Source organism: Ensifer adhaerens (assembly GCF_028993555.1).
GTDB lineage: Bacteria > Pseudomonadota > Alphaproteobacteria > Rhizobiales > Rhizobiaceae > Ensifer > Ensifer adhaerens_I.
Genome location: NZ_CP118612.1, coordinates 455,131 through 468,947, shown reverse-complemented (window position 1 = coordinate 468,947; position 13,817 = coordinate 455,131). Strand labels below are relative to the sequence as shown.

The following is a 13,817-nucleotide window of genomic DNA, read 5'->3' as shown; positions in this document are numbered from 1 at the left end:
CCCGCTCGTTCTGCCACCTTACGAAGGCAGTGAGTTGATTTTCGTCAAGGCATCACTGCCCCCTTCGTGCCTGGAGGTAATTTATGGTCCGCAAGATGATCATCGCGCTCGGCAGCGCAGTGACGATACTGGTTGCAACACCGATCACGGCCGTCATGGCCCAGCAGACGGCGAGTGCGCCGGCCGCTGAACAGCAGACAGCGCCGGAACCGCTCAGCGACGACGAACTCGAAGTTCTGGTCGCCCGCATCGCGCTCTATCCTGACGAACTGGTGGCGCTTATTTCCGCTGCCGCGCTCTATCCTCTGCAGATCGTCGAGGCGGAACGGTTCCTGGAGGCCCGTGCGAAGAAACCCGACATGAAGCCGAAAGACGATTGGGACGGCAGCGTCATCTCACTTCTCAACTATCCCCAGATCGTCAAGATGATGAGCGAAGACCTCGAATGGACTCAGTCCTTCGGCGATGCGATCGCCAATCAGCAGAAGGATGTGCTGATCGCGATACAGCAATTGCGTGACGAGGCCGTCGCCAAGAACATCATCAAGAGCGACGACAAGGTGAAGGTGGTCCAGGAAGGCGATAATGTCATCATCCAGGCGGCCAACCCTGAAACGATCTACGTGCCGCAGTATCCGCCGGAGATGCTGTACGAGCCTGACTATGCGCCGGCGCCGATCGGCTACTATGACGAACCCTATCCGGCCTATTGGTATCCCGGAGCAGCCTTCTTCGCCGGCGCGGTGACCGGGGCTGCCTTCGCCGCGATCGTCGACTGGGACGATTGGGGCGTCTGGGGTGGCCGCTGGAACGGCGGCGACATGGACATCGACTGCAACAACTGCTTCAACAACATCAACGGTAAGGTGAAGTGGAACGACGTCGACTGGAAGAATGTCGATCGCAGCAAGATCAACTTCGACCGCGACCAGCTTCAGCATTTCGACCGAAACAGCATCAAGAACAACATCAAGGCGAACGGCAACAACAACCTGCGCAACCGCGCCGCCGAGATCAACCGCGATCGGCCGAACGCGCGGCCCGGCGGTGGCGGCGGCGGTCAGATCAGGGACGTGCGCAAGAGCACGCTTGATGGGCTGAAGGCCCAGCAGAGGCCGGCTGCCCGACCGGGCGGGGCCGGGGGCGGGCAGGCGCTCGCGAACGCGCGGGCCGGAGACGGCAAGCCGAGCATCAATCGTCCTGCGGGCAAAAACCCCTCTCAGGCCAACCGTCAGGGCGGCAAGAAGAAGATGGCCGCCAAGGCGCAGAACCGGCCGAACAAACCGTCCGGCCTTGGCAACGTCAATCCCGGGCGGCGCGAAATCAACTCGTCACGCCGCGGCGGTCAGAGCATGGGCGGCGGCCAGCGCGGCGGGGGACGGCCACAGATGAGCCGCGGTGGCGGCAGGCCGCAAATGCACCGTGGCGGCGGCGGTGGTCGCGGCGGCGGCGGACGCAGACGTTGAACGGATCATAGGAGAACGACCATGGCAAAGCTCTTTCATCCGTTTCTCCTCGGAACGGCGATCGCCCTCACGTTGGCCGCCGTGCCACTCAACGCTTCTTTCTCGCAGACACAGACTGCGGCGGAACAGGCGCCAACGGATCAAATGCCTGCAGGCCTCGATGCCTTTGCAGCCGACGAGGATCCGCCTGTTTTCGATGATCCAGCCAAGGCGGTCGACGAATTCAAGGCAAGGCTCGCCGCCAATGATTTCGACGGTCTGGCGAAGCTTCTGGGGCTCAATGCGGAGAAGCTGAAGGCCGGTGAAGGGGTGATGGATACCTTCGCGCTCATTCGCGAAGGTGCCGCTCGCAACGTCGTCGTGCGCGATCTCGAAGGACGCAAGATCATCCAGCTCGGCGATCGGCTCTGGCCGCTGCCCTTCCCGCTCACCAAGGGCGAGGACGGAAAGTGGGCTTTCGACACCTATGTCGGGCTTGAGGAGATCATCAACCGTCGCGTCGGCGAGAACGAGCTCCAGGCGATCGACACGGTACAGGCCTATGTCGATGCGCAAAAGGAATACGCCTCGCAGGACCGCGACGCCGATGGCGTGCTCGAATACGCCCAGAAGCTGATCAGCACGCCTGGCCAGACGGACGGGCTCTACTGGCCGGCCGATCAGGGCGACGGCGAGAGCCCGGTCGGCGACTCAATCAACGAGGCAGCGCTGGAAAAGGCAAAGGCCGGCCAAGGCTATTTCGGCTACCGTTTCCGCATCCTGACGTCGCAAGGCGATAACATTGCCGGCGGCCAATATGACTATGTCATCAACGGCAACATGATCGGCGGTTTCGCCTTGATCGCCTGGCCGGTCACTTACGCCGAGACCGGAGTCAAGACCTTCGTCGTCAACCAGCAGGGCATCGTCTACGAACGTGACCTCGGGCCGAGCACCGAACAGATCGTGCCCTTCATCGATCGTTTCGATCCCGACGACAAATGGGATGTGGTGCCCGATTGAAGATATGATGTCGGGATCATTCGGGAACCTCAACGCCGCGCTTTGCCCCTAGGCATGCCCGGCAACACGCTGCTGACCACCGTCGTCATCGCCATCCTGGCCCCAGCAGACTAACTGAGCTTATCGTTCATAGGGAGTGTGCACTATGTTGGACCGCAAATTCTACGACAGCATTTCCGATCTCAGCCCGTTCGAGATCAAGGACGAGCTGATCAAGCTCGCCAAGTCGAGCTCGCAGAAATCCGCCAGGGCCTTCCTCAACGCCGGCCGCGGCAACCCCAACTGGACGGCGACACGCGCCCGTGAAGCCTTCTTCCTGCTCGGCCAGTTCGCGCTGACGGAAGCCAAGCGCGCCTATTATGATCCCAAGGCCGGGGTCGCCGGCATGCCGCCAAAGGACGGCGCCCATGCGCGCTTCCAGAAGTGGATCAAGAAACAGTTGCAGAATACGGAAAACGTGGACGAAGAAGACGAAGGCGTGCCGGCGGCCAAGACGCTCGGCGATGCCGTCGCCTACGCCATCAAGACCTTCGGCTTCGATCCTGATGGTTTCCTCCACGAACTGACGGACTCGATCATCGGCGACAACTATCCGGTTCCGGACCGCGCGCTGCACCACAACGAGATCATCACCCATGAATATCTGATGTGGGCGATGTGCGCCGGCCACCGGCCGAAGGCGAAGTTCGACCTATACCCGGTCGAAGGTGGCACCGCCGCCATGTGCTACATCTTCAAAGCCTTGAAGAACGCCCGCCTGCTCAACGCCGGCGACACGATCGCGCTCGGCACGCCGATCTTCACGCCCTATCTCGAAATGCCGGAGCTGGAGGACTACGACCTCAAGACCATCAATGTCAGCGCCGAGCAGGAGGACCGCTTCCAGTTCACCGACGAAGACATCAAGGCGCTGGAAAACCCCAAGGTGAAGGCGCTGTTCCTGGTCAACCCCGGCAACCCGTCCGCCGTTGCGATGGATCCGGATTCGATCAAGCGCCTCGTCGATCTCGTCAACAAGAAGCGCCCTGACCTGATCGTCTTGACCGACGACGTCTACGGCACCTTCGTTCCCGGCTTCCAGTCGCTGCTCGGCCATCTGCCGCGCAACACGATCGGCGTCTATTCCTATTCGAAGTATTTCGGCTGCACCGGCTGGCGCCTCGGCGTGGTCGCGGTGGCGCAGGACAACATCTTCGACGAGAAGATCAAGGCGCATCCGGAGCCGATCCAGAAGGTCCTGGAAAAGCGCTACAAGGCGATGACGCCGAAGCCGCGCGACGTGAAGTTCATCGACCGCATCGTTGCCGACAGCCGTGACGTGGCACTGAACCACACCGCCGGCCTGTCGCTGCCGCAACAGGTGATGATGTCGCTGTTCAGCCTGGTCGAGCTGATGGATGTCGAGAAGCTCTACCAGAAGGCCTGCATCGCCATCTGCACGAAGCGGTTCTGGAACCTCATCGAGGGCATGGGCGTCGAGTCCAACCCGGGCATCTATTTCGACCACTATTACGGCATCATCGATTTCGAGTTCTGGCTGCGCAAATATGTCGGCGAGGATGTCGTCGAATGGGTGAAGGACAACATCCATCCGCTCGACATTCCCTTCCGGCTCGCCGAGGACCACGGCATCGTGCTCCTCAACGGTTCGGGCTTCGATGCACCAAGCTGGTCGGCGCGCGTCTCCTTCGCCAACCTCAATGACGACGCCTATTCGCAGATCGGTCGCGCCGTGCGCTCTGTCGCGCGCGGCTACGTCCAGACCTACCAGGCGGCCAAGGGCCTGAAGATCAGCTAGCCGATCGACGCGGCCGGCAGCCATGCCGGCCGCCTGCCTACGACTCCGGAGACGAACGTATGAAAGCCGTGGCGGGCAAGCTTCTCGCGTTTGGTCGCTCTTGCAGGCTTCATAGCACGTGTAGTTGGCAAGGATTTACTTTGGCCAGCTGCCCTCAACTTAAAGGCAGTGGGTTGGTCATTGGCAGTCGTCACCACTGCCTTGCGCGACCATTTCTCCTTTGCGGAGCCTCAAACAATCGATGGTAGCGTCTGCGTTGAGAATGCGGATCCGATATGGATCGGACGCAATGCTGACTGTCATCCCGCCGCTCGGCCGCTTGCATAGGTGCGCCGAACCGGTCCAGCTGCAATTCATCTTTTCGGCGCTTTCGAAGACATTGTAGCCATTTGCCCGAAGCGCACGCTGCACGTTTTCCCGTACGTTCAGTGAAACGGAGTTCTCATTCCCGTTGCCCGGCCCGCTGTTTTCGTTTGAAGACGACTTCGCTTCTGCCCTTCTGCGGTGCTCCTCTTTGAGAATGACGATCTCGGCCTTTGCTTGTTCTGCCGCCGCTTCTGCAGCGATTGCCCGTCGTTCCGCCTGGTCCGCCCGTTCGGATTCGCTTTCGGCACGCACAACCGCGTCACGCTGTGCGTTCGCCGCAGCTTCAAGCTCGCTTGAGCGACTTGCCTCCGCTCCATTGAATATGGCTTCAGTCGCCTCCGCGTGCTCCAAGCACTCCTCTACAAGAGCCGCTACTCGCGACCGAGCCTCCATCGGGTTGTCCAAAAGATCTGCGGCCAACTGCTGTTTCGCAGCCTGGGCGCTTCCGGCATTTGCGGACGGACCAACTCGGCCGCGCATGAACTCGAGCGCGCCACTCACAACGTCCTGAGCGTGGTCAAACCCTTCGACATAGCCCCCGTAGTCACTGCCTGCTTCTAATCGGGAAGCGCACGATTGAAGGCTGCTGACCAGTTCCTCCTCTGAGGTGGAGGCTACTACGATTGTTGGATCGAGAGCTGCGCTCACCAGGAACATAGCAACAGCGCGAGTGGACATGCTCGTAGATTTCAAGTCACTTACCTTCGATCTCCGCAGTTGCCTTGCCGGGCTTCGCACTACACCAGCTCCCGCCATGACGGCGCGAAGCGGTCCTCCGCATCTTCCGGGTTACGTCTTATCCCTTTTCAACGTGAGCATCGTTAGCACTTCCGCCTGCAAATCCAGGCAGATTTGATGATATTCATGTATCAAATCCTCACGCCTCGACATCTCACGCTCGAGATTATCGAGTGTCGTCGACGCCAAGGCGTAGGCCTCGAAAAGTTCACGGCTGTAATCATCCATTGCACTCCGCAATTGCTCGCGATGATGTGGCAACACCATAGCCAACCGAGCCCGCCCCAGTTCCAACAAGCTCATGCGCCCTCCAATGACCACGTGGGCCCGCGCAGGATTACTCATTGCATTGCCTACGACGGAAGGGTTCGCCCGCATCAGGCAGAAGGCGCCAGACACACAGCTTCGAACCCCAAATCCGTGACGTCGGCAAACATCATCGCTCGTTACGAGAAAAGGGGAAGTACGTAACTGTTAAACCGGGGCTCGGGCGCGGCAATGACTGGGGTGGGATTGTTGTGACCTGGCCTAGGGGAAAATTGGTTGAGGTGTGAACCATGCATTCGTTCCGGTCGATACATGGCCTGGGCATGTGGCTGATGCTGCAGTCGGATAAAGGTTTGTCCTCGGTGCGCCTGGCCGAGGCTCTGGGGGTGAGCCAACCGACGGCCTGGCGGATGGGACACGCGCTGCATTATCGTCAAATCAGCAGTCGCAGTCTTTGGTTGATAAGGGCCCGATACATTATGCGATCTTCTTGGCCCAGAGGGTGAACATCACAGCAACAAGGCTTGCAGGGTTCTTGGAAGCACAGTTCCGTCCGACCCGTAAGGCGCGTCCACGCTTAGGTCTGCAAACGACAGCATTGCGCCCGCAACTGGGTCGTTCAGAGCAAGCGATCGAGTTCCTGAGAGCCGACGCTCTGCTCGGGTGTGGCGCGTCTGAAAAGCCCCCATGTTGGCCGTTGAGGTGAGTCTCTGCCGTCGCCTGAAAGCAGAGATTGCCGTCGACCACGCTGGACGTCGCAGTCGCGCCATCTGGGGACATAGCGCCTGCCAATATCGAACAGGCAATACCATTGTAAGTCGACCTTCGCGAGACCACGAGCCCAGCAGGGTGTCGCGCCGGGCTCTTTCGTTCCCCGGACCATCGTAGCTCACGCGCGGTTTGGTGCCATGAGTTGCGTAGACGTGCTCCCCTTTGTAGCCACATCAGCCGGCTTTCTTGCCGCGCTTGTTCTGCTCTACGTCTTCTAAAAAATGGCTCGACGCCTGATGGCGCGACGGCCCGTGGTTGCGGCGATATGGCCGCGTCGACCCCGCACGCAAGCCTGTGGCGCCAAACTCGAAGGAATGCTGTTCGACCAGCCGCCGACCGTTTCAAGAGTTGTCATCGTCGTTCCAGTCAATCTCATGCTTATCAAGATAGCCGTGCACCGCAGCACCTAGGGTCGGGTAAAAAGCTTCGTCGCCCAATACGGCGAACAGGCCAAAGCGCTTCAACTGGTCCTTCACCGGATCCTTGAGTTCCGCGAACCGGAAAGTAATGCCATTCGCCCGGAGATCTTCAACAAGCTCGGCCAAACTATCGGATGACGTAACATCAATGTCCGTTACAGGCTCCGCTGCAACGACCACCCAGTTCACTGCCGTCGGTGACTCAGCAACGGCCTCGGAAACCCGTTCCTTGAATAGCTCAGCGTTGGCGAAGAACAGGGGCGCATCCCAACGGAAGAGCACGAGACCTGGTATTCGGCGGGCATTTGGGTATCGCGTTATGTCGTGATAGCCCTTGACGCCCTCCGCGCGCCCAAGCACGGCCGAATGGGGGCGCCAGCCATCCCATAGGAACTCGATGACCGCGATAACCACGGCGATGCCTATTCCAGGAATTGCTCCGAATACGGCCACGCCGACAAAGCAGAGGATCGAAAGCCAAAATTCCCAACGCTGGATTCGGTAAATCCGCTTCAGGTCATGAAACTCGAAGAGTCCGATTGCCGAGGCAATAACGACCGCAGCAAGAGCAGCGTTTGGCAAATTCTGCAAAAGATTTGGCGCGAACAGCAACAACGACGCGACGGCGATCGCTCCAACAATGCCAGACAACTGCGTCTTTGCACCGGCGGCCTCTGCAACCGGGGTGCGAGAGGAGCTGCTGCTAATCGGAAACCCTTGGAAAAACCCCGCTGCGAGGTTGGCCGCGCCGAGACCCACCATCTCCTGATTGGGATCGACGCGATAACCAAGTCGAACGGCATAAACCCGCGATAGCACGCTGGTGTCGGCAAATGAAACCATCGCGACCGCGAACCCACCCATCAGCACTGGCACGACATCCGAGGTGCCGATCACTGGGATTTGGAAAGCCGGCAGTCCTTGCGGAAGTGGTCCCAGAACCGAAACTCCAGCTCGATCTGCCAGTTGCAGCAAACCGGCAATAACAGTCGCGCCAAGGACAGCGATAAGGATGCCCGGTACACGCCTGTGGCGTTTGAGCAGAAGGATGACCGCCAACGCTCCGGCACCAATCGCAAACGCCGCCCAATTGATGCTGCCGGCCAGGATGGCTTTGCCTATTGCCCATATGTCACGCAATGGGCCGCTTCGTTCAATCGAGAAACCGAGGAGCTTGGGGATCTGGCCGAGAAGAACCGTCAACGCTATACCATTCATGTATCCGTATCGAATGGGTTTCGAGAGCAGTTCAGTGATGAACCCGAGGCGCGCGAGGCCCGCGATGATGCAGACCAAACCTGATACTATGGCCATAGCGCCGGCCAACGCGACTGCGCGCGCGGGCTCTCCTCCTGAGAGAGGCAGGACAGTGGCGAGGATGATTGCCGCAAGTGATGAGTCAGGACCCAAAACCAAAATCCGGCTGGGCCCAAATACTGCATAGGCCAGTAAGGGGACAATCGTCGCGTAGAGCCCGTAAATCCCAGGTACCCCCGATGCTACGGCATAGGCGATGCCGACTGGCACCAGCATGGTGGTCAGAACAATCCCTGCAACAAAATCATGGACGATCGGATACCGCCAACGCCCCTCTCGCTCCCGCCCACAAGCACGCCCATCAGCGGAGCCCCGTCAAGCTACTTTCGGTGAAATCCTGATCGCTCGAAGCGCGTTTAAGATGACCGTCACATCGATCGCCTCCTGCAGGATCGCGCCCTCGACGGGGGCCAGGTAGCCAAAGGCCGCCGCCACCATGGCGAATATCGAAAGACCAATGCCGACCAAGACACTCTCCACGGCGATCCTCCGTGACCTTCGGGCGATTTCTATCCCCGTGCGCAGGCGGTCGATCCGGTCGACCAACAAGACGACGTCAGCGGCCTCGGCCGACGCGGCCGCGCCTCTTGCCCCCATTGCGACACCGACATCGGCCGCTGCGAGCGCTGGCGCGTCATTGACGCCGTCGCCGACCATCATGACGGGGCCGTTCTTCCGCTCCGTAAGGACGACCAGCACCTTCTGGTCTGGCGAAAGGCCCGAGCGAAGTGCGTCAAGCCCCAATCCGTCGGCAATGCGTTCGGCCACGGCAGCGCGGTCGCCGGTCGCTAGAAGGATGCGCCGGATCCCTTCGCGGCGAAGTCCGTCTAGCATCTCGGCCGCTTCCGCGCGCACCGGATCAGCCATCACGATATGCCCTACCAGATTGTTGTCGATGGCGACTGCAACGACGACCGACCCGGCGGCCGTCTCAGGAATTGCGTTTGGAGGGCCATCAACGCGGGCCTTGACGTAGCCATGGCCCCCAACAACAACCCGCCTCCTATTTACATATCCCGCGACACCCTCGCCCGCTGCCTCCGTCACGTCGGTTGGCACGACGAGACCCAGATTCCGTTGCCGGGCCGCCGTAACGATAGCCTGCGCGATCGGGTGTTTTGACACCTGATCGATAGATGCTGCGAGCATCAGAATTTCGTCTTCGGCGTAACCTAGCGAGCTTTGAATGGACGCGATCTGCGGGCGGCCGTCCGTCAGCGTCCCTGTCTTGTCCAGCACCAGCGTGTGGATGCGGGCCATATTCTCAAGGTGACGTGCCCCCTTGATCAGAACACCGAAATGCGCCGCGCGCGACAGGCCGGCAACGAGCGCCACAGGCACGGCGAGGATTAACGGACATGGCGTGGCCACCACCAACACCGCGACGGCGCGGATGGCGTCTCCCGTGGCCCACCATGCGGCGAAGGCGATGAGCAGGGTCATCGCCAGAAACCCGAGCGACCATTTGTCTGCAAGCCTTGACATGGGAGCTTTCGAGCGTTGGGCATCCTCGACGAGGCGTACGATGCCGGCATATGTGCTGTCTTTGGCCTCGTGCGTCGCGATAAGATCGAACGCATCCCCTGCATTCGTCGAGCCGCTCAGGACGTCTTCATGTTCAGCAAATGGAACGGGAAGCGATTCACCCGTTAATGCGGACATGTTGAGGAAGGACCGGGCGCTCGCGATCGTCCCGTCAACAGGGACGACGTCACCCTGTCGGACAAGCAGCCGATCACCAGGCCGGATGTCGTCGACAGGAACCTCCTGCAGACCTCCGTCGCGATAGCGCGTCGCGGCACGCGGCACGCGGGAGAGCAAGTCATGCATCTCGCGGCGCGCACGCCCTTCCGCGAAGCTTTCAAGGAATGTGCCGCCGGTGTACATCAGCGCAACTATCGTTGCCGCGAGGGCTTCTCCGAAGATGAGCGCAGCCGACATCGACAGCGCAGCGACGATGTCCAGGCCCACCTCCCCACGCCAGAGGCTTCGGATTATCTCGACGAGGAGGGCCGCCAGAACCGGAGCGGTGGCGATTGTCCATGTAACTCGTGCGGCATCTCCTCGGCCTGTGAGCTGCAAGCCGAGCCCAAGCAGCAACCCGCCAAACGCAACAAGCAGAAGACCAAATTTCAGTTTAGCTTCGCTTTGATGTTCCATGGCATCAGGTCTCCGGAGAAGGAAGTGGGTCGGAGCAGGCGACTTCCGCACGCAAGCCGCCTTCGACGCGATTCTCCAAGGTTAGGGCCAGATTGTAGACATTGGCGATCTCGGATACGATCGCCAGACCCAAGCCCGAACCGGGCTTCAGGCGATCGAGGCGCACACCCCGGCGCAGCAGGTCCGGCAGTCTCTCGGGCGACACCCCCGGGCCGTCGTCCTCGACCACTAGCCGGATAAAACCCTCGCGCCGGACGGCTGTGACAGCCACACGGCTCTTGGCCCATTTCGATGCGTTTTCGAGAAGGTTGCCGACCAGTTCGCGAAAATCATGCGGATCAATCGGCGCCGTCAGGCCTTCCTCCAGGCCGGCCACCCATGAAAGGCGCTCGCCTGCTTCGGTGTGCTGAAGCATCCGGATCGTCTCGTCGACGATCATGGCGACGTCGGCATCGCCGCTCCGCTGGTCCGCGCTCGGGGTCAACCGCGCACGTGCCAGCTCGTGTTCGACATGGGAGAGCATGGTATCGGCCAGATGGTCGAGCTCGTCAGCGATTTCGCCTTCGCCCTTTTCGCGGAGCGTCAAAGCATTGTTGGCGAGGACAGTCAGTGGAGTCTTCAGACCGTGCGCGAGGTCGCTGGCCCGGCCCCTGGCATTCTCCATGGCCGCGGCCTGGGTTTCCAGCAGCGTGTTCAATCGGTCGACGAGCGGCTGGACCTCGCGGGGATATGCCCCGGCCAAGCGCCCGACCCTGCGATCACGCACCGCCTCGAGGTCGCGGCCGATGCGGTTGAGGGGTCTCAGGCCGATCCAGAGCTGGATGATCGACATGAGGACAAGCAGCACAGCCAGCATGCCCAAATAGGGCATGATGTCGAGAGCGAAGGCCGCGCGCGCGTTGTCGACCTCATCCGCATTCACCGCAGCCGCAATGCGGAGAGGCCGTTTCCCCTCGGGTGCGGCCAACAACAGAACGCGCTCCTGAACCAGGACATCCTTTCCGTCCGGACCAGCAAGGCGATACTGGTGCATGACGCCGACCGGGTGCGCCTCCTGTGGCAGCGGCAGGGCGTAGTCGAATAGCGAGGCCGACCGCAGCTCGACTTTCCCGACTGGGTCGTCGATCTGCCAATAGAGACCGCCGTAAGGCAGCAGGAAACGATTGTCCGGAGGATTCTCGGGCAGCTGGACCTTCCCGTCCGCCGAGAAGCGGAGGACGGCGGCCAATCGATTTATGTGTCCGGTCAATTCGTTCTGGATGCGCGTGCTGTAGCTTTCCGCAAATATCTGGACGAGAGCGAAGAACGCCGCTGCGAGGCAGATCGAGACGACGACCACGGATGTAAGAATGAAGCGGCTGTGGAGCGACCGCATGTCACTCGTCCGCCGCGATCTGGTAGCCGAAGCCCCGGCGCGTGACGATTGCGTCCCGCCCAAGTTTCTTTCGCAATCGTCCGATAAGAACTTCAACGGAATTGCTCTCCCGTTCGAAGTCCTGGGTGTAGAGTTGTTCGGTCAACTCCATCTGCGAAACGGCGCGACTGCGGTTCTGCATCAGGACCGAGAGGCATTTGTATTCCAGGGGCGTCACGTCCACCGGCACTCCATCGACCATTACCGCACGGCGGCGGGTGTCGATTGAAACCGGCCCGGAGGACAGGACGGCACTCGCTTGGCCGGAATATCTGCGCAGCACGGCGTGCAGTCGGGCAAGCAGTTCGGCGATGCGGAAAGGCTTGCCGAGATAGTCGTCGGCACCTGCGTTGATGCCCTCCACACGCTCCTCCCAGTTGCTTCGCGCCGTCAGGATGATCACGGGCATGCCTCGGCCGGCAGAACGCCACCTCTTTAGGATGGTGAGGCCGTCAATCGTGGGCAGGCCCAAGTCGAGTATAACCGCCTCGAAGTCCTCATGTTCACCCGCGAATAGCACCGCCTCTCCGTCCTTCTCGTGCACGACATTGAAGCCCGCCTTCGAAAGGTGGGCACCCACGTCACGGGCGATAAGCGGATCGTCTTCGGCAAGCAGCAGACGCATCATTCGTTCTCGATTTCGACGATCCTGCCCGAGGCGGCCTCCACCTCCACTTCGGTGACCCGGCCGCTGTCCCTCAGAATCCGGAATTCATAGATGATAACGCCGTCGTCGCGCTCCACCATGACATCGATCAATTCGCCCGGCAGTTTGGCGAGGACCTGAACCTTCAGAACTGCCAGCGGGCGAATTTTGCCCTCCCTGACAAGCCTGCTGAGATCATCGCGCGACGGAAGGTCGTCGTCTCCTGTAGCATGTGAGCGGTCATCGTCGGCACGGGCAGGCCCCGGCAACGGCAGGCCGAGAAGGAGAAGCGCAACGAAGCTGAGGATGCGAAAAGAACACATCGCACACCGATAGCCCATCCCAGATGACAAGAAACTGACAATCGTGATCAGGTCGTCGTCATGTTGCCTGCCATAGGTTCGACGTCGACCAGAAGAGCAGTACCGCTCCTGGGTATTTGATGGAGAAGACAAATGAAGATGATCATCCTCGCGACCCTCCTGCTCGCCACCGCCTCTGGCGGTATCGCCCGCGCCGAAGAAGAGCAGAATTGCACAAGCGCGGCCAAGGACAAGTGGCTTAACGAGACTAGCATCAAGGAAAAGGCCAAAGCCACAGGCCTCGATGTACGCCGGGTGAAACTCGAGGGCAGCTGCTACGAAGTTTACGCCATCGACGCCAAGGGCAACAAGGTTGAGACCGTGTTCAACCCCGAGACCGGCGCTGCGGTCGGCAACGAAAGCGAATGATCATGGGCACGATGGATCTAGATGCGGCGGGCGCGGGCTCGCCGCCGACGGTCAAGGTCTGGGACCCGCTTGTGCGCGTGTTCCACTGGAGTCTGGTCGCGCTGTTTGCCTTCTCCTACCTGACAGGCGACGAGTGGAAGAAGGCCCATTTCCTGGCGGGTTACGTCATCATCGGGCTTCTGGTCATTCGCGTCATCTGGGGCTTCGTCGGTACTCACCACGCGCGATTTTCGAACTTCATCTACAGCCCGGTCACAACCCTTAGATTTCTTCTGGACAGCATAGCACTGAAGGCCAAACGCTATATTGGCCACAACCCGGCCGGAGGCGCGATGGTGATCGCTCTTCTCATCTCGCTCTCCGGCATCGCCGCAACTGGATACATGATGACGACCGACGCCTATTGGGGTGTTGAGTGGGTGGAGGAGACGCATGAACTGCTGGCGAACCTGACCCTTGGTCTTATCGGCTTGCACGTCGCAGGCGTTGTACTCGCCAGCATCGAGCATAAAGAAAATCTGGTCCGCGCGATGATCACGGGCCGCAAACGTGTCGAATGATCGCCTGTACGACCATGGTGCCCGACAGCGGCGAACAACCGCACTCGGGCACCTGCCGCTCGATGCCGGGCGCACGTTACAGTAAGAACGCAACCGAGCGCCTTGTGCCGTCGCGCGATATAACACTACATTCCGGTCGTCCGGCTGCAATGGCCGGTCGAC

General features: G+C 60.6%; 12 protein-coding genes and 1 pseudogene. 6 read left to right on the top strand and 7 right to left on the bottom strand.

The window, feature by feature from the left end:
- Window positions 1–83 precede the first annotated feature (83 nt).
- The 3 genes from PWG15_RS35135 (at window position 84) to PWG15_RS35125 (ending at window position 4,266) form a co-directional block, all read left to right on the top strand.
- Complete coding sequence (locus PWG15_RS35135; protein ID WP_275027481.1) at window positions 84–1,466, top strand: DUF3300 domain-containing protein; 1,383 nt, start codon at window positions 84–86, stop codon at window positions 1,464–1,466.
- A gap of 21 nt (window positions 1,467–1,487) precedes the next feature.
- On the top strand, window positions 1,488–2,468 hold the full coding sequence (locus PWG15_RS35130; RefSeq protein WP_275027480.1) for a DUF2950 domain-containing protein: 981 nt from the start codon (window positions 1,488–1,490) through the stop codon (window positions 2,466–2,468).
- Between the two features lie 145 nt (window positions 2,469–2,613).
- On the top strand, window positions 2,614–4,266 hold the full coding sequence (locus tag PWG15_RS35125) for a bifunctional aspartate transaminase/aspartate 4-decarboxylase (RefSeq protein WP_275027479.1): 1,653 nt from the start codon (window positions 2,614–2,616) through the stop codon (window positions 4,264–4,266).
- 177 nt (window positions 4,267–4,443) lie between these two features.
- Here the strand turns inward: PWG15_RS35125 and PWG15_RS35120 are convergent, their stop codons facing one another.
- Window positions 4,444–5,310: a hypothetical protein gene (locus tag PWG15_RS35120; protein WP_275027477.1), complete on the bottom strand. Its 867-nt coding sequence runs from the start codon at window positions 5,308–5,310 to the stop codon at window positions 4,444–4,446.
- 111 nt (window positions 5,311–5,421) lie between these two features.
- On the bottom strand, window positions 5,422–5,673 hold the full coding sequence (locus PWG15_RS35115; RefSeq protein WP_275027475.1) for a hypothetical protein: 252 nt from the start codon (window positions 5,671–5,673) through the stop codon (window positions 5,422–5,424).
- A gap of 284 nt (window positions 5,674–5,957) precedes the next feature.
- Between PWG15_RS35115 and PWG15_RS36505 the strand changes: the two are divergent.
- A pseudogene (locus tag PWG15_RS36505) lies at window positions 5,958–6,062 on the top strand (IS1595-like element ISPepr2 family transposase); the annotation flags it as partial.
- A 687-nt stretch (window positions 6,063–6,749) separates the two neighbouring features.
- Here the strand turns inward: PWG15_RS36505 and PWG15_RS35110 are convergent.
- From PWG15_RS35110 to PWG15_RS35090, 5 genes are read right to left on the bottom strand one after another with little or no spacing between them, the layout of a single operon-like run.
- On the bottom strand, window positions 6,750–8,399 hold the full coding sequence (locus PWG15_RS35110; protein WP_275028004.1) for a SulP family inorganic anion transporter: 1,650 nt from the start codon (window positions 8,397–8,399) through the stop codon (window positions 6,750–6,752).
- A 60-nt stretch (window positions 8,400–8,459) separates the two neighbouring features.
- Window positions 8,460–10,304 carry a heavy metal translocating P-type ATPase gene (locus PWG15_RS35105; RefSeq protein WP_275027474.1) on the bottom strand — a complete coding sequence of 615 codons (1,845 nt, stop codon included), beginning with the start codon at window positions 10,302–10,304 and terminating at the stop codon, window positions 8,460–8,462.
- Between the two features lie 4 nt (window positions 10,305–10,308).
- Window positions 10,309–11,679, bottom strand: coding sequence for a sensor histidine kinase (locus PWG15_RS35100; RefSeq protein ID WP_275027473.1), 1,371 nt, complete (start codon window positions 11,677–11,679; stop codon window positions 10,309–10,311).
- Between the two features lies 1 nt (window position 11,680).
- Entirely contained in the window at window positions 11,681–12,346 is a 666-nt protein-coding gene (locus tag PWG15_RS35095; protein ID WP_275027472.1) for a response regulator transcription factor, read from the bottom strand.
- The gene (locus PWG15_RS35090) at window positions 12,343–12,819 is read right to left on the bottom strand and encodes a PepSY domain-containing protein (protein ID WP_275027471.1); all 477 of its coding nucleotides are present in this window, start codon (window positions 12,817–12,819) and stop codon (window positions 12,343–12,345) included. Before PWG15_RS35090 ends, PWG15_RS35095 begins: the two co-directional genes overlap by 4 nt.
- Between PWG15_RS35090 and PWG15_RS35085 the strand changes: the two genes are divergently transcribed.
- Window positions 12,820–13,095, top strand: coding sequence for a PepSY domain-containing protein (locus PWG15_RS35085; RefSeq protein ID WP_275027470.1), 276 nt, complete (start codon window positions 12,820–12,822; stop codon window positions 13,093–13,095). It abuts the gene before it with no gap.
- Complete coding sequence (locus PWG15_RS35080; RefSeq protein WP_275027467.1) at window positions 13,092–13,655, top strand: cytochrome b/b6 domain-containing protein; 564 nt, start codon at window positions 13,092–13,094, stop codon at window positions 13,653–13,655. The genes PWG15_RS35085 and PWG15_RS35080 overlap by 4 nt, the downstream gene beginning before the upstream one ends.
- Window positions 13,656–13,817 lie beyond the last annotated feature (162 nt).

Coding starts and splice junctions, on each gene's coding strand:
- PWG15_RS35100 (WP_275027473.1), bottom strand. CDS start 11,679: ATGCGGTCGCTCCACAGCCGCTTCATTCTTACATCCGTGGTCGTCGTC.
- PWG15_RS35125 (WP_275027479.1), top strand. CDS start 2,614: ATGTTGGACCGCAAATTCTACGACAGCATTTCCGATCTCAGCCCGTTC.
- PWG15_RS35130 (WP_275027480.1), top strand. CDS start 1,488: ATGGCAAAGCTCTTTCATCCGTTTCTCCTCGGAACGGCGATCGCCCTC.
- PWG15_RS35115 (WP_275027475.1), bottom strand. CDS start 5,673: ATGAGCTTGTTGGAACTGGGGCGGGCTCGGTTGGCTATGGTGTTGCCA.
- PWG15_RS35120 (WP_275027477.1), bottom strand. CDS start 5,310: ATGTCCACTCGCGCTGTTGCTATGTTCCTGGTGAGCGCAGCTCTCGAT.
- PWG15_RS35080 (WP_275027467.1), top strand. CDS start 13,092: ATGATCATGGGCACGATGGATCTAGATGCGGCGGGCGCGGGCTCGCCG.
- PWG15_RS35135 (WP_275027481.1), top strand. CDS start 84: ATGGTCCGCAAGATGATCATCGCGCTCGGCAGCGCAGTGACGATACTG.
- PWG15_RS35085 (WP_275027470.1), top strand. CDS start 12,820: ATGAAGATGATCATCCTCGCGACCCTCCTGCTCGCCACCGCCTCTGGC.
- PWG15_RS35105 (WP_275027474.1), bottom strand. CDS start 10,304: ATGGAACATCAAAGCGAAGCTAAACTGAAATTTGGTCTTCTGCTTGTT.
- PWG15_RS35095 (WP_275027472.1), bottom strand. CDS start 12,346: ATGATGCGTCTGCTGCTTGCCGAAGACGATCCGCTTATCGCCCGTGAC.